This window comes from Lactiplantibacillus garii (assembly GCF_003885105.1).
Lineage (GTDB): Bacteria > Bacillota > Bacilli > Lactobacillales > Lactobacillaceae > Lactiplantibacillus > Lactiplantibacillus garii.
Genome location: NZ_QWZQ01000038.1, coordinates 1 through 16,014, shown reverse-complemented (window position 1 = coordinate 16,014; position 16,014 = coordinate 1). Strand labels below are relative to the sequence as shown.

The window sequence follows — 16,014 nt, the reverse complement described above, 5'->3', positions numbered from 1 at the left end:
GGAGGTAGCCATGCGAGAACTTGAAGAACGCATTTTGAAGGATGGTCGGGTCTTACCCGGCGAAGTGTTAAAGGTCGACGGCTTTTTGAACCACCAGGTCGATCCGGACCTAATGTTTAACATGGGGACGGAGTTTGCCCACTTATTCAGGGACGCCGGCGTCACCAAGATTTTAACCGTGGAATCTTCCGGAATCGCGCCCGCTGTTATGACCGGCTTAGCCTTACACGTGCCGGTCGTGTTTGCCCGTAAACACAAGTCCGTCACCTTGATCGACGACCTCTACACCGCGGAAGTTTATTCATATACGAAAAAAACGTCCAATCACATTTCGATTGCCAAGAAGTTTTTGAGCGCGGATGATAAAGTATTATTAATTGATGATTTCTTAGCTAACGGCCAGGCCGTTCAGGGTCTCTTTGAGATCTGTGACCAGGCCAAGGCGGACGTTGCCGGTGTCGGTATCGTGATCGAAAAGGTCTTTCAAACGGGTCACCAACTCGTGCACGACCGCGGGGTGCGGTTGGAATCACTCGCCCAGATCACGTCGTTTGACGATGACCGGGTCCACTTTGCTTCGGAACAAACGGACTAAATCAAGAAAGCGGGGGCAACCATGCGAATTGATATTGGGATGTTGGGCTTAATTTTTGTGATCAACTTTGCTTACATTACGTTAAATACGTTACGTTTTTTGCTCGTGATGCGCGGGTACCGGTATTTTGCGGCTTTTGCCAGTGTGATCGAGATCACGATCTACGTGTTAGGACTGTCACTGGTCCTAAACCGGCTTGATAACCCGATCAACCTGGTGGTTTACGCCCTCGGTTACGGGGTTGGCGTTTACGTCGGCATGGTGCTTGAAGACAAGCTGGCCCTCGGGTACACGATGATCTCGGTCATTTTACCCGATCCCAAGTCGTCGCTGCCCGGTGTACTCCGGGAAAACGGCTTTGGCGTGACCCAGCACACGGCCTACGGGTTGGAAGGTGAACGCCTGCAACTAGACATCCTGGCCCCGCGTAAAAACGAACGGCGGTTATACGGTTTGATCAAGGAACAGACGCCCAACGCGTTCGTGATTGCTTACGAACCGCGCTACATTTCCGGTGGTTTCTGGGTCAAACGGGTCCGCCACCGCAACGCCCGGCGAAAAATCTAAGCTGGGACTTGCAAGCGCACCGCGCACCAAGTATCATTAACTAACGGAGTGCCACCCCCATGCGGGCGGCTCGTACGGTATAAAAGTTGAGTTTCAAAACGTTGGTTTAAACTCAGCACTAAATAGTCAAATGGATTAAGAAAGTAGGGAACTGAAGTGGACAACTCGATTTTAAACCCAGGTGGTACGCTTGGCATCATTGGAAGTAGTACTAATGGTGTTGGCTTGGTGATTGCGGCGCGCAATGCCGGCATTAACGTCGGCGTTTACGGCGACAATGAAAATACCGAGACCATGGAACTGGCCGACTTTCGCGTTGTCGGGGCCCTCAATGACCAGCAACAACTACAAAATTTCGCCGAACGCTGCGACGTCGTGACTTACGAGTCCGAAACGGTCGATGCGTCGGTCGTAAACTTCCTTGCGGCCCACACCCGGGTTCCGCAAGGCGCGGACGCCTTGGAAATCATGCAGGACCGTTCGCTGGAACGGGCGTTTTTCAGCCAGCTTAATTTAAACGTGGCCCCGTCCGCCACCATCGTCAGCTTAGACGACGTCTACCAGGCGATTGGCTCGATCGGTTACCCCAGCATTTTAAAACCCATTCAAAAGGGACTCGGTCAAAACCGCCAACTGGTGATCAAAACGCAGTCGGACATCGTTAAGGCCGCCGACCTCCTGGACTGGGGGACCTATTTACTGGAATCTCTGATTCCTTACGATAAGGAACTCTCCGTGTTTGTCGCCAAGAACGCGACCAGCACCGAGTTTTTCCCCACCGTGGAAAATCGTTACCGTGACCACGAACTACTAGCCACGATCGTGCCGGCCCAAATTGACGGCGCCGTCAACGACGAAATGGTACGGATCACCAAGGAAATTAGTGATAACCTCAGTTACACTGGGATCTTTGAAGTTGCCTTCTTCCTCACGAAGAGCGGCAACCTCTACGTTAAACGAATCGTGCCGGCCATGCACCAAGCCGGCTACGTTTTCGACCGCGCCACCAACATCAGCATGGCCGAACAACACCTCCGGGCGGTGGCCGGCCTACCACTAATGCCGGTCAAACAACTGATGCCCGTGGTCGCCGTCTACTTCACGCCGGCCCAGGAAAGCGGCATCCGTACCCAGTGGCAAATTAAAACCAACTGGTTCTTTAATTTCTACCACCGGACGCTGTTACAAGCGGACAAGGCCCCGGTTGCCGGCCACGTCCTTGTTGAAGCCCCAACGGTCAAGGACGCCCTCGACCAAATCGACGATACCAACATCTGGAACTTCAACGGCCCCAGTGCGGCCGCAACCACCGATTATTCTGAAGAATAGCTTTTTAGCTGTCAGTTTACGCTGACGGCTTTTTTAAATTCTAAAAATTGTGCTGAAATCCTCTAAGTTGGTGGGTACTTTCCGCCGTCCGGTTGGCCGCGATTGGGCTGGCCGATTTTAGAAAAAACAACGGGATTGGCGCTGATAGTTTCTGAGTTAGTGGTCATCCCCGCCTCCCGCTCGGCGCTGATTGAGCTGGAGCGTGGTGGGCACGAGTTGGAGCCCGCCGAAACCCGCGCCGGTCTTCAACCTCGGCCTTTGACGTAACGGTCGAAAAAACCGACCGTAAGTCAAATTTCACCACTGAGCTCATCAGCGCTGTCGCTCCCGGCTTAAACTGCTCGTTGGCGCCACGTCTGGCACACAATCGTGGTGTTTTAACGGCTGTTCTGTTCTTGATACCAATCCCTGAAATTTAAATTGCGGTATTTCCGCATTCAGCAAATCGCATTGCTTTGATAATTAGATATTCAGCTTAACGCCAATGATAATCAGCTTAATTTTATATTCAGTTTCGCAACAGCAATTTTTAAAGTAAAAGCTAATTAATAACAAGGTATACCCACTTCACACGGCGCCAACGACTAGTTTAGCCGGGAGGGCGTGTCGCGATGGGCTCAGCGGTGAAATTTCACTTGGTCGGGGTATTTTCCCGGCCTAGTGAAAGACCAGACTTAAAGACAAGCGGGTGTGCTTGGCTTCAAGCTGTGTCCACCGCGCTCCAGACCAATCGCGGCCGCCCGGACGGCGGAAAGGTAGCGCTAACTTTGAGGATATCAGCGCTAATAAAAAATCTTTATTTTTGACCAAAATTTAACGTTTTGACGGCCAACGTACCTGACCGAACAAACGCGAACACGGTTTCAAAAATAAGTCGGGCGGAATGTCCGGGAAAGCGCCTTAAAAACCAGCAAGCACGCCGAAAATTTGCTATAATATTTGTTGACTGATTTTTAGAAAGGGTGGCGAACAGCGTGTCGAAAGAAAGCCTATTGGCAGGAATGAATGACAAGCAACAGGAAGCCGTTTTAGACACTGAAGGACCGCTACTAATTATGGCCGGTGCCGGCTCGGGGAAAACGCGAGTACTGACACACCGGGTAGCTTATTTAATCGAAGAACAAGGGGTCAATCCCTGGAACGTGTTAGCCATTACGTTTACGAACAAGGCCGCGCGCGAAATGCGTGAACGGGTCGGTAAATTGTTGGGCGATTCCGCGCAGGACGTGTGGGTTTCAACCTTCCACGCCCTCTGCGTGCGGATCTTACGCCGCGATATTGAACAAATCGGCTATAACCGGGCCTTTACGATTGCCGGGACGAGTGAACAGCGGACGTTGGTCAAACGGATTTTGACGGAACAAAACATTGATTCCAAGAAGTTTGACCCGCGCTCGATCTTATCCGCCATTTCAAACGCGAAGAACGATCTGCAGACGCCGGAAATGTATAAGGAAGCGGCGGCTAGTCCGTTTGAAAGCGTCGTGGCCGACGTTTATTTGCAGTACCAACGCGAACTCGCCGCGGATCAGGCGGTCGACTTTGACGACTTGATCATGCTGACGATTCAGTTATTTAAACAACACAAAGAAACGTTGGAATGGTACCAAAACAAGTTCCACTACATCCACGTGGATGAATACCAAGATACCAACAACGCCCAGTACACGTTGGTCAACATGTTAGCCGACAAGTACAAGAACCTTTGCGTGGTCGGGGATGCCGACCAGTCAATTTACGGCTGGCGGGGCGCCAACATGGAAAACATCCTCGACTTTGAAAAGGATTATCCGCAGGCCGACACCGTTATGTTGGAACAAAATTACCGCTCAACGAAAAACATTTTAGCGGCAGCCAACGACGTGATCGATAACAATACCACCCGGCGGCCGAAGAAGTTGTGGACCGATAACACGACCGGGGACCTGATTTCCTATTACCGGGGGCAGAGTGAAAGCGACGAAACCCACTTTGTCATTTCGAAGATCCAGGAAAACATGCAGGAAAAGAAGTTCGGTTACGGCGACTTCGCCATTTTATACCGGACCAACGCGCAGTCCCGGGTCATGGAAGAATCACTGGTTAAGGCTAACATTCCTTACACGATGGTCGGGGGTAACAAGTTCTACGACCGTAAGGAAATTCGGGACGTTTTGTCCTACTTGACGTTAGTCGTTAACGACCAGGATTCGATGAACTTTGAACGGGTCGTGAACGAACCGAAGCGGGGAATTGGTCAAACCAGCGTGGAAAAATTGCGGTTATTTGCCGATGAAGCCGGCTACTCCATGTTGGAAGCGGCCAGCAACGTCGACATGGCCAACGGGATCTCCACGCGGGCCAAGGGTTCCTTAGCCAAGTTTGCCAGCACGATGAACGAGTTGCGGGCGATGCGCGAGTATTTGTCGGTGACCGACTTGACCAACGAGATCTTGGACCGGACCGGCTACATGAAGGTCTTAAAGGACCAGGTGGCTTCCAAGTCCTTAGAAGCCCAGACCCGGATCGAAAACATCGAAGAATTTTTATCGGTCACCAAACAGTTTGACGACAGTTACCAACCCGAAGACGAGGACAGCGATAAATTCGTGGACTTCTTAGCCGACTTGGCACTGGTTTCCGATATCGATAACGTGGAAGAGGAACCACAGGCCGTGACGTTGATGACGTTACACGCGGCCAAGGGGCTGGAATTCCCGGTGGTCTTCATGATTGGGATGGAAGACGGGATCTTCCCACTCTCCCGGGCCATGATGGACGAAGATGAACTGGAAGAAGAACGCCGCTTAGCCTACGTCGGGATCACTCGGGCCGAAAAGAAACTGTACCTGACCAACGCGTACTCGCGGATGTTGTACGGTCGCCGGCAAAACAACCCGGCTTCCCGTTTCGTAGAAGAAATTGATCAGAGTTTGATCAAAAACGAAAACACCTTAGACGGTCAGAGCAGTACCGGACCGGACGTGCCGTTTGGCAACAGTCGCGAACGGCGGGCCTTTACCCCAAGTTACAAGAAGAACCCGGTCGGCACCCGGCCAACGGTTAAGAAGGCTGCCGGCACCGGCGCCGATAAGAATAGCTGGTCGATTGGCGACAAGGTCAAGCACCGTAAGTGGGGCACCGGGACGGTGGTTAAAGTCACCGGCGCCGGTGAAGATGCCGAATTAGACATCGCCTTCAAGTCGGAAGGCATTAAACGATTATTAGCGGCGTTTGCGCCGATTCAAAAAGTTCAAGACTAGTGCTAGGAGGTTAGGTCGATGGCAGAACAACCGATCACCGCAATGGATCAATCCACGGCGGCTACCGAAGCAGCGGATTTACGGATCAAATTAAACCAGTGGCGGCGGGAATATTACGATAACGACGCGCCCAACGTGGAAGATGACGTTTACGACCGCAACTACGCACGACTGGTCGCGTTGGAACAAGCCTTTCCACAGTTAGTCACGCCGGACTCGCCGACCCAGTTAGTCGGGGGGACCGTCAAGGCGGGCTTTACCAAGGTTCAACACCAAATTCCGATGTTGTCACTGGGAGACGTGTTTTCCCAGGGCGAACTACAGGAGTTTAACGACCGCTTAGTTCAAAACGTGGGGGCGCCGGTCGACTATAACTGTGAATTAAAGATCGACGGCTTGGCGCTCTCACTGCGTTACGAAAACGGGGTGCTGGTGCAAGGCTCGACGCGGGGCAACGGGACGGTCGGTGAAGATATTACTAAAAATATCATGACGATCGCCTCGATCCCGCACAAGCTCACGAAGGCCCTGACGATTGACGTGCGCGGCGAGTGTTACATGCCGAAAGCGGCCTTCGCGGCGTTAAACGAACGGCGTGAAGCGGCCGGGGAAAGCGTCTTTGCCAACCCCCGCAACGCGGCGGCCGGGTCGTTGCGTCAACTGGATACCAAGGTTACGGCGGAACGGCAACTGAGTACCTTCATGTACAACATTGCCGACTACGAACCGCTAAAAGCCCGGACGCAGAGCGACATGTTGACGGAGTTTGACGAACTGGGCTTTACCATTAACCCGGACTTTCAAGTCGCACACTCGATGGACGACGTCTTTAAGTACATCGACCACTACCAAAACGAACGGCCGGACCTGGCGTACGGCATTGACGGCATCGTCATCAAGGCCAACCCGTTGCCGCTACAACGGGAACTGGGCGCCACGGTCAAGGTCCCGCGTTGGGCGATCGCCTTTAAGTTTCCGCCGGACGAACAGCCGACACTCTTAAAAGACGTGGAGTGGACGGTTGGCCGCACCGGCGTTGTGACCCCGACGGCCGTCATGGAACCGGTCCAGTTGGCCGGCACCACGGTGGCCCGGGCGTCACTGCACAACCCGGACTACGTGGCGGCAAAGGACGTCCGCATTGGCGACACGGTGTTGCTACACAAGGCCGGCGACATCATACCGGAAATTTCGGCGGTTGATTTGAAAAAACGGCCTAAGGATGCCCAACCACTGGCGATTCCGACGCACTGCCCGTCGTGCGGCGCGCCGCTCGTCCACTTGGAGGACGAAGTCGCGTTACGCTGCATCAACCCGAAGTGTCCCGCCCAGGTTCAAGAAGGACTGGTCCACTTTGCGTCCAGAAACGCGATGAACATTGACGGCTTGGGCCCGCGGATCATCGCGCAGTTGTATAGCAACCACCTCGTCAACGACGTGGCCGGGTTGTACCGTTTAACGAAGGATCAACTCCTCACATTAGATAAAATAAAAGATAAATCTGCGGAAAATCTCTTGACAGCGATTGACCGTAGTCGCAATAATTCACTTGAACGTTTATTGTTCGGTCTAGGTATTCGTCACGTAGGTGCGAAGGTCGCGCGCTTGATCGCGCAACACTTTGGGACGATCGAAGCCCTGATGGCCGCGGACCAAGCGGAGATCGCCGCCATCGATTCGATGGGCGACATCATTGCCAACGCGGTCGTGCAGTACTTTGAAAGTGACGACGTGCACGCGCTGATCACGGAACTACAAGCCGTGAACGTGAACACGACGTACCAGGGACCCAGTGCAACGGTTGCCGAAGATAGCGACAGTTGGTTTGCGGGCAAACGGGTCGTTTTGACTGGGAAGCTGGAAAGCTTTACCCGAGCGGACGCGACCACTTGGCTGCAAGCCCACGGCGCGACGGTGACTGGTAGCGTTTCTAAGAAGACGGACCTGGTGATCGCCGGGGCGGACGCGGGGAGCAAGCTGCAAAAAGCGCAGCAGCTCGACGTGACCGTCTGGGATGAAGCCCGGTTTGACGAGACAATGAGGGAGGATCAACAAGCGTGAATGTTAAACGCATACGCACGATCGGTTTAGTGGCAGTCGTTGCCATGGCATTAGCCGCCTGCGGAAATTTAAAGAACTCATCTTTTGGGTCAAACAGCAGCAGTACCACCACGACGGGCTCCAAAACGACGACCACTACCGGGACGACCGGCAGTGAGTTTTACCAAGGAGTCATTAAGAGTGGCCAGTACCGGACGAGTAAGTCGCGGGGCGTTAACGTTTCCCAAAACGATAACGTCATGAACTTGAAGAGCTTTGAAACCGGCTTACTGGACGTTTCCAAGAAACAGTTCCCAACCAGCAAGTACGTGTTCCAAGAAGGGCAGTACATCAGCTCGTCGACGGTGGAAAACTGGTTAGGCCGGTATTCTAAGAGCAACAAGACTGGGTTGAACCCGAAGAACAACGGGAAAAAGGACCCGAACACCCGGAATCCAATCTACTTGCAGCAACTTGAAGAACAGGACTACATGGTTCAAAACGGCAGCAAGTTAACGCTGGGCGGCGTTACGATCGGGTTAGGGATGAACTCCGTGGACTACTACACCAAGGTCCAATACGGGGCGACTTACGAAACCAACATTTCAACGACCGAACTGACCGCCAAGGGGAAGCAGTACGCTAACACCGTCCTGCAACGCTTACGGCAAAAGTCGGCGTTAAAGAACGTGCCGATCGTTTTGGCGCTTTACAAGCAATCGTCAAATGATAGTCTAGTAGGTGGGAACATGATCGCCTACGCGGTTTCTAAGAACGGGTCCACTTCCGTTTCGAACTGGAAAGCTTTGAACTGGCAAAACTACGTGTTCCCGGCGACTTCGGAATCGAAGAACTCGGGGGCTAACAGTAACGACGAATCCGACTTTAGTTCCTTCAAGTCGCACGTCCAGAACTTCTTCCCGAACTTGTCCGGTGTGACGGCGAACGCCCACTATAAAGACAAGTCGTTGAGTAAGTTAAGTGTTAACATCACGACCAAGTTCTACAGCGAAACCGAAATTATCAGTTTCACCCAGTACCTGGCAACGGCCGCTAAGCGGTACTTACCATCCGGGGTACCGGTTGAAATTACGGTCAAGAGTGCCAACGGGGACATTCAAAGCTTCCTAGCCCGTACGGCTTCGGGGAGTTCCTACTACACCCACATTTTTAGTGACCAGGGGAATAATTAATTCAGTAAGATTTGAGAAAGAAGGAAATTTGATGGCTGAAGAACGGATCAATGCCGACCAAGTTCAACACGTTGCGGGGTTAGCCAAGCTTGAATTTAACCCGGCCGAACTTGAGACCTTTACCGGTCAGTTGGAAAAAATTATTGGCATGTTCGAAGAGTTAAGCACGGTTGATACGACCGACGTGCCCGCAACGATGCGGCTGAGCGACGATACCTTGCGCGAAGCTAACTTGCGTGAAGATCAGGCCGTTAAGAGTAGTGACGAACTCCGCCACGCGTTACTCAAAAACGCACCGGAAACGGCTAACGGCTTAATTAAGGTGCCAGCAATTATTGATGAAAGTGGGGACGGCGAATAATGAACTATTTCGACCAAGATTTAACCAGCTTACACGCTGACTTAGTTGCTAAAAAAATCAGCGCACTCGAGCTGACTAAGGCCACTTTCGCAAACTTACGGCAAGTTGACCCGCAACTCGGGGCCTTCCTAAACTTAAACGAAGACGCCGCGTTGAAGCGGGCCGCTGAAATTGACGCCAAGGGGATCAACCCCGATAACGTGATGGCCGGGATTCCGGTCGCGGTTAAAGACAATATTGTGACTAAGGGTCTGACCACTACGGCGGCTTCCAAAATGTTGGAAAACTTCGTGCCGGTTTACGACGCCACGGTTGTTGAAAAGATGCGTGCCAGTGACGCCATCATTATTGGTAAAAACAACATGGATGAATTTGCCATGGGTGGGTCGACGGAAAACTCCGCCTTTAAAGTGACCCACAACCCGTGGGACGTTAGCCGGGTTCCCGGTGGTTCGTCGGGTGGTTCGGCCGTGGCCGTCGCTTCCGGTCAGGTACCGGTCGCGTTCGGTTCCGATACTGGGGGTTCCATTCGCCAACCTTCCTCGTTTAACGGGGTCGTTGGGATGAAGCCAACGTACGGCCGGGTTTCGCGTTGGGGCTTGATCGCCTTTGGTTCTTCGCTGGACCAAATCGGCCCAATAACTCGCAGCGTGAAGGACAACGCCGCCGCCTTAAACATGATTGCCGGTTACGACCAGCACGACGGCACGTCGTCTAAACAAGCCGTGCCCGACTTTACGGCCGGCTTGGACGGCAACGTTAAGGGCATGAAAATCGCCTTACCAAAAGAATACATGGGTGAAGGAATCGATCCCAAGGTCCGCGAAGTGATCAATAACGCCGTTAAGAAGTTTGAAGAACTCGGCGCGACCGTTGAAGAAGTTTCCCTGCCAAATAGCAAGTACGGCGTGTCCGCCTACTACATCATCGCCAGTTCCGAAGCATCGTCCAACTTGCAACGGTTTGACGGTATTCGCTACGGTTTCCGGGCAAAGGACGTTAAGAACTTGGAAGACGTTTACGTACGCAGCCGTTCCGAAGGGTTCGGGGACGAAGTTAAACGGCGGATCATGTTAGGGACGTTCTCACTGTCCGCTGGTTACTACGACGCCTACTTCCATAAGGCGGGCCAAGTCCGGACGATGATCATCAACGATTTTAACAAGGTCTTTGAAGACTACGATATGATCATGGGTCCGGTTGCCCCAACGCCGGCCTTTAAGATTGGTGACGAAATTTCCGACCCAATCACGATGTACATGAACGACGTCTTAACGATTCCGGTCAACTTAGCCGGGTTACCAGGGATGTCGGTTCCAGCGGGCTTTGCGGACGGCTTACCAGTTGGGTTACAACTAATTGGGAAAGCGTTTGACGAAAGCACGCTTTATAAAGCCGGTTACGCCTTTGAACAGGCCACGGATGTTCACCAACAAACGCCTAAAGTCGGAGGTGCTAACTAATGAATTTTGAAACTACGATTGGGCTGGAAGTCCACGTTGAATTAAAAACGAATTCGAAAATCTTTAGTCCGTCACCCGTGCAATTTGGTTCCGAACCAAACGCCAACACGAACGTGATCGACTGGGGCTATCCCGGGGTCTTGCCAACGCCGAACAAGGGCGTGGTTGAAGCCGGGATCAAGGCCGCGACGGCCCTGCACGCTCAAATTGAAAAACATACGTACTTTGACCGGAAAAACTACTTCTATCCGGATAACCCGAAGGCTTACCAAATCACGCAACACGATAAGCCGATTGCTCACGACGGCTGGATTGAAATTGAGGTTGACGGTCAGAAGAAAAAAGTCGGTATCGAAGAAATGCACATTGAAGAAGATGCCGGTAAAAACACCCACGAAAACGACTACTCCTACGTCGATTTAAACCGGCAGGGGACGCCGCTGATTGAAATTGTTTCGAAACCGGAGATCAACTCGCCCGAGGAAGCTTACGCTTACTGTGAAGCGTTGCGGCAACGGATTCAATTTACCGGTGTGTCCGACGTTAAGATGGAAGAAGGTTCGATGCGGGTCGACGTGAACATTTCGATTCGTCCGGCCGGTTCCGACAAGTTCGGGGTCAAGACCGAAATGAAGAACTTAAACTCCTTCAACTACGTCCGCAAGTCGTTGGAATACGAAGAGCAACGGCAACAACGGGTTCTGATGTCCGGCGGTAAGGTTCAACAAGAGACCCGCCGGTTTGACGAAACCACCGGTAAGACTATTTTGATGCGGGTCAAGGAAGGCAGCGACGATTACCGTTACTTCCCAGAACCCGATATTCCGGCCTTAAACATCGAAGACGACTGGATCAAAAAGGTTCAGGCTGAAATTCCGGAAATGCCGGGTTCGCGGCGTGAACGCTACATCAACGAATTTGGGTTAACGGCCTACGACGCGGGCGTTTTGACGCAAACTAAGGAAATGTCCGACTTCTTTGACGCCACGGTGGCCAAGGGTGCGGATCCGAAGCTAGCTTCAAACTACTTGCAAGGGGACGTTAACGCCTACTTGAACGAAAACAAGGTTGGTTTGTTACAAACTGACTTGACGCCGGCCAACTTAGCGGGCATGATTAAGATGATTTCCGACGAAACGATTTCAAGTAAAATCGCGAAGAAGGTCTTCAAGGCGATCATGGCCGGGAGTGAACCGGTCAAATGGGTCAATGACAAGGGCTTAGTTCAGTTGTCGGACCCGGCGAAGTTACAGCCGATCATTGACGAAGTGTTGGAAAACAACCAGCAGTCGATCGACGACTTTAAGAACGGGAAGGACCGGGCGGTTGGCTTCTTGGTTGGTCAGATCATGAAGAAGACCCGTGGCCAGGCCAACCCGAAAGTGGTCAACCAATTATTAATGACATCATTAAAGGCGCGGTAGAGTGCGTTACAGGGCGGTAGCCCCTGAGCATTAGCATAGAACCGGTCGCATGCGGTTTGGGCATGGGGCCGGTTCAGGTGCTAAGCGGAGGGGGCTGCCCTGTAAAAGCACGTTTCGAAAGGACATCACTGGATACCTAATCGGTGGCGTCCTTTCCCATGTGCAATGACACTTACCGGGCGTTCGGAGGAAAAGGGAACATGCGTAAACGGGCACGACTTATCTATAACCCCACGTCGGGACGTGAAGCTTTGGCTCACGACCTGGTGGAAATTCTTGGTATTTTTGAACAGGCTGGTTACGAAACCAGCGCGTACGCGACGACGCCGGCACCCAATTCGGCGGCTGACGAAGCGCGGCGGTGTGCCAAGGACGGGTTTGAATTGATCATTGCAGCTGGTGGTGATGGGACCATCAATCAAGTAGTAAACGGCTTAGCCGGGTTAAAACGGCGGCCCAAAATGGCCATCATTCCGGCGGGCACGACCAACGATTACGCGCGGGCCCTGCGGATTCCCCGTGACGATCCGGTCGCAGCGGCGAAGGTTGTTTTAAAGAATCAGACGGTCAAAATGGACATCGGCCAAGCCGGTGAACAGTACTTCATCAACATTGCCGCGGGCGGCCTGTTGACGGAATTGACCTACGACGTTCCGTCACAGTTGAAGTCGATTTTTGGTTACGCGGCCTACTTAGCCAAGGGGGCGGAGTTGCTCCCGCGGGTCAAGCCGGTTGAAATGGACTTGAAGTACGACGGTGGCCACTTTATCGGTAAAGCCTCGATGTTTTTCCTAGCGCTGACCAATTCGGTTGGTGGTTTTGAACAGCTGGTCCCGGACGCTTCCCTAGATGACGGGAAGTTTACCATGATCATCGTCAAGACCGGGAACTTAGCTAAGATGCTCCACTTGATGACCCTCGTATTAAACGGGGGAAAGCACATCAACGACCCGAGCATCATTTACGTTAAGACCCATAAAGTGGTGGCCAAGTCACCGAAGGACCGGTTAATGATCAACATTGACGGGGAGTACGGTGGCGACGCGCCGATGACCTTTAGAAACTTAAAGCAGCACATTGAAATGTTTGCCGATACCGACCGGATTCCGGACGATGCGATCACCGATCCGGAAGTGGAAGACGCGGAACGGCACTTCGTTTCGGCGGTCGACCAGTTACCGGAAAACGATAACGAAAACGATCAACAATCTGAATAACTTGCTTAAATTACCGTTTACCCGTAGAATGGGAAGCGGTAATTTTTTTAGAGTGTGAGGTCTGAACGGTTTGGGGTGAGGATTAGCCTAGCGGGTATCAGCAGGTGGTTTGTCCTGTTGATAACTGCGTAGCTAACCGGAAGCCCAGTTCAGCCCGAGCACGTTTCAGCAACAAAGGTAAGAAAACGTCCGGGTGACAGTGTGCGGTTTAGGCATATTGGCAACCGCGTAGCTAACCGGAAGCCCCAGCCTGGCCCGAACACGTTTCAGCAACAAAAGTAAGGAAACGTGCGGTTTTTGCATTGGAACGCTAGCGTAGCAAACGCAAGCGTCAGCCAACCCGAGCACGTTTCAAAAAGAGTGTGAGGTCTGAACGGTTTGGGGTGAGGATTAGCCCAGCGGGTATCGGCAGGTGAGTTGTCCTGTTGATAACTGCGTAGCTAACCGGAAGCCCAGTTCAGCCGGAGCACGTTTCGATATAATCCATAAGTTTGTAAGTCCATTAACCAAAAAAAGAAAATCGAGGGAACCAATGAAAACTAATTTACCAGTCCACAAGGGTGAAGAGCTCGACGTCACCATCATTGATTTAACGTATCAAGGCATGGGGGTCGCCAAAGTCGACAACTATCCGATCTTCATCGAAAACGCCTTGCCCGAAGAAAAAATCACGGTCAAAGTGACCAAAACGACGAAAAACTTCGCGTTTGGTGACGTGGTTAAAATTAACCAGGTCAGTCCCCACCGGGTCAACCCGAAAGGCCGCGTTTACCGTCAAACCGGGATCGCCCCGTTACAACATTTAGAATACAGTGAACAGTTGAAGTTCAAGCAGCACCAAGTGGCCGAACTGTTTGCCAAGGTCCACATGGACGACGTTGAAGTGTTGCCAACGATTGGGATGGCCAACCCGACCCAGTACCGCAATAAGGCCCAAGTGCCCGTTCGACAAGTGCAGGGTAAGTTAACGACCGGTTTTTACAAGAAGAACAGTCACCAGTTAATGCCAATCGAAGACTACTACATCCAAGATCCTGAAATCGATAAGGCCATCGTGGTGGTCCGGGACATTTTACGGAAGTACCACGAAGCGGCTTACGACGAATTCCACCACAGTGGGACGATTCGGACGATCATGGTCCGCCGGGGCTACTACAGCCACGAAATGATGGTGGTCATCGTGACCCGGACGAAGCACTTACCAATGGCCGACGTGGTGACCCAGGAAATTCAGGCCGCCTTACCAGAAGTTGTTAGCATCATTCAAAACGTTAACCAGAAGAAGACCAACGTGATTCTTGGACCGGACAACAACGTGTTGTACGGTAAGTCGACGATCAACGACCAGCTGTTAGGTTTGACCTTCGCCATTTCCGCCGGTTCGTTTTACCAAGTTAATCCCCAACAAACCGAAAAACTTTACCAGTTGGCGATTGACCAGGCCGGTTTGACCGGCAACGAAACCGTCGTGGACGCTTACTCCGGTATCGGGACAATTTCGTTAACGATGGCCCAACACGCTAAGCAGGTCTACGGCGTGGAAATCGTACCGTCCGCCGTGGAAAACGCCAAGCAAAACGCCGATAAGAACGGGATCAAGAACGCCAAGTTTGTCCTTGGTAGTGCCGAAAAAGTGATGGCTAAGTGGCAGGAAGACGGTTTGAAACCGGACGTCGTGGTCGTTGACCCGCCCCGTAAAGGGTTAGACGCCGAATTCATTAAAAGTGCCGGTGAAATGGCCCCGAAGAAGGTCGTTTACATCAGCTGCAACCCGTCGACACTGGTACGTGACGTGCAACGGTTTGCCGAGTACGGCTACGAGATCAGTGCGCCGGTCCAACCGGTCGACCAGTTCCCACAGACGCCGCATGTTGAGAGCGTTACTGTCCTTGAACGTACAGAAAAATAGTCGATAAACGCCGGTGTGACGGTATTTACAGATGATTGAAAGTGTACCAATTCTGATTTTAACGATTGGAATTAGTACACTTTTTCTATTTGGGATTGGCGGGTCGAGTATTCAATGTCCTATTTCGATAGTCGAGTATACGAAGGTCCAGTTTGGCAAGTCGTGTTGATTAGGGTGGTGAAAGTGTTCGTAAAGGTTGATATGAAGGCAAATACTGCTGATGCGAAAATGAGCCAATTTAGTGCTGAGGGTTAAGTTAACGTTGGTAATTTAAAAATTACAATAAGACGGTATACTTAATATATAACTATAAATAGAGGTAAACGATTGTGGATGAATTAACTAGATTATCTTTGGAATTGATCGAAAAATGCATTAACATACAAGGACTTAGCAGTTTGATAGGCAATTATTATTCTGCAATTATAAATGCTGTTGTTGAGAAAAAAGTGAAAGCAGAACTAAACGATCTAAATGATGAAGGCATTAAGGCTCTAAAAGCACTTATGGACGTAAACTCTGATTTTCAAAAACACGCCTCTGGAGAAAATATTGCACGTAGATTTGATGTTGATCCACTGAAAGTTGATACTGTTTATCATTATACTGATATAAGCGTTTTGAAAAAGTTAATAGATAGTCAACAATTTTATATGGGATCTGCTTATCATATG

The 16,014-nt window shown here is 51.6% G+C and carries 12 protein-coding genes; all 12 read left to right on the top strand.

What is annotated here, in order from left to right; translation table 11 throughout:
• Positions 1–10 precede the first annotated feature (10 nt).
• Positions 11–595 carry a xanthine phosphoribosyltransferase gene (locus tag D1831_RS10575; protein ID WP_125072911.1) on the top strand — a complete coding sequence of 195 codons (585 nt, stop codon included), beginning with the start codon at positions 11–13 and terminating at the stop codon, positions 593–595.
• Positions 596–616: 21 nt separating this feature from the next.
• A complete protein-coding gene (locus tag D1831_RS10570) occupies positions 617–1,162 on the top strand; it encodes a DUF2179 domain-containing protein (RefSeq protein WP_125072910.1) in 546 nt (181 codons plus the stop codon).
• A gap of 156 nt (positions 1,163–1,318) precedes the next feature.
• Positions 1,319–2,491 carry a 5-(carboxyamino)imidazole ribonucleotide synthase gene (locus D1831_RS10565; protein WP_125072909.1) on the top strand — a complete coding sequence of 391 codons (1,173 nt, stop codon included), beginning with the start codon at positions 1,319–1,321 and terminating at the stop codon, positions 2,489–2,491.
• Between the two features lie 974 nt (positions 2,492–3,465).
• On the top strand, positions 3,466–5,733 hold the full coding sequence (gene pcrA, locus D1831_RS10560; RefSeq protein ID WP_125072908.1) for a DNA helicase PcrA: 2,268 nt from the start codon (positions 3,466–3,468) through the stop codon (positions 5,731–5,733).
• An 18-nt stretch (positions 5,734–5,751) separates the two neighbouring features.
• Positions 5,752–7,794: an NAD-dependent DNA ligase LigA gene (gene ligA / locus D1831_RS10555; RefSeq protein ID WP_125072907.1), complete on the top strand. Its 2,043-nt coding sequence runs from the start codon at positions 5,752–5,754 to the stop codon at positions 7,792–7,794.
• A complete protein-coding gene (locus D1831_RS10550; RefSeq protein ID WP_125072906.1) occupies positions 7,791–8,966 on the top strand; it encodes a CamS family sex pheromone protein in 1,176 nt (391 codons plus the stop codon). The genes ligA and D1831_RS10550 overlap by 4 nt, the downstream gene beginning before the upstream one ends.
• Positions 8,967–8,997: 31 nt before the next feature.
• Entirely contained in the window at positions 8,998–9,327 is a 330-nt protein-coding gene (gene gatC / locus D1831_RS10545; RefSeq protein ID WP_125072905.1) for an Asp-tRNA(Asn)/Glu-tRNA(Gln) amidotransferase subunit GatC, read from the top strand.
• Positions 9,327–10,790, top strand: coding sequence for an Asp-tRNA(Asn)/Glu-tRNA(Gln) amidotransferase subunit GatA (gene gatA, locus D1831_RS10540; protein WP_125072904.1), 1,464 nt, complete (start codon positions 9,327–9,329; stop codon positions 10,788–10,790). Before gatC ends, gatA begins: the two co-directional genes overlap by 1 nt.
• Complete coding sequence (gene gatB, locus D1831_RS10535) at positions 10,790–12,214, top strand: Asp-tRNA(Asn)/Glu-tRNA(Gln) amidotransferase subunit GatB (protein ID WP_125072903.1); 1,425 nt, start codon at positions 10,790–10,792, stop codon at positions 12,212–12,214. Before gatA ends, gatB begins: the two co-directional genes overlap by 1 nt.
• 200 nt (positions 12,215–12,414) lie before the next feature.
• Positions 12,415–13,431, top strand: coding sequence for a diacylglycerol kinase (locus D1831_RS10530; protein ID WP_125072902.1), 1,017 nt, complete (start codon positions 12,415–12,417; stop codon positions 13,429–13,431).
• Between the two features lie 532 nt (positions 13,432–13,963).
• Positions 13,964–15,340 carry a 23S rRNA (uracil(1939)-C(5))-methyltransferase RlmD gene (rlmD, locus tag D1831_RS10525; RefSeq protein ID WP_125072901.1) on the top strand — a complete coding sequence of 459 codons (1,377 nt, stop codon included), beginning with the start codon at positions 13,964–13,966 and terminating at the stop codon, positions 15,338–15,340.
• Positions 15,341–15,669: 329 nt separating this feature from the next.
• Positions 15,670–16,014 (top strand): hypothetical protein (locus D1831_RS10520; RefSeq protein WP_404819900.1); only part of this gene is annotated, 345 nt, incomplete at its 3' end.

Excerpts from the sequence above, each read along its gene's own strand:
- gatA (WP_125072904.1), top strand. The coding sequence starts at position 9,327 with ATGAACTATTTCGACCAAGATTTAACCAGCTTACACGCTGACTTAGTT.
- D1831_RS10570 (WP_125072910.1), top strand. The coding sequence starts at position 617 with ATGCGAATTGATATTGGGATGTTGGGCTTAATTTTTGTGATCAACTTT.
- D1831_RS10575 (WP_125072911.1), top strand. The coding sequence starts at position 11 with ATGCGAGAACTTGAAGAACGCATTTTGAAGGATGGTCGGGTCTTACCC.
- D1831_RS10530 (WP_125072902.1), top strand. The coding sequence starts at position 12,415 with ATGCGTAAACGGGCACGACTTATCTATAACCCCACGTCGGGACGTGAA.
- gatB (WP_125072903.1), top strand. The coding sequence starts at position 10,790 with ATGAATTTTGAAACTACGATTGGGCTGGAAGTCCACGTTGAATTAAAA.
- gatC (WP_125072905.1), top strand. The coding sequence starts at position 8,998 with ATGGCTGAAGAACGGATCAATGCCGACCAAGTTCAACACGTTGCGGGG.
- rlmD (WP_125072901.1), top strand. The coding sequence starts at position 13,964 with ATGAAAACTAATTTACCAGTCCACAAGGGTGAAGAGCTCGACGTCACC.
- ligA (WP_125072907.1), top strand. The coding sequence starts at position 5,752 with ATGGCAGAACAACCGATCACCGCAATGGATCAATCCACGGCGGCTACC.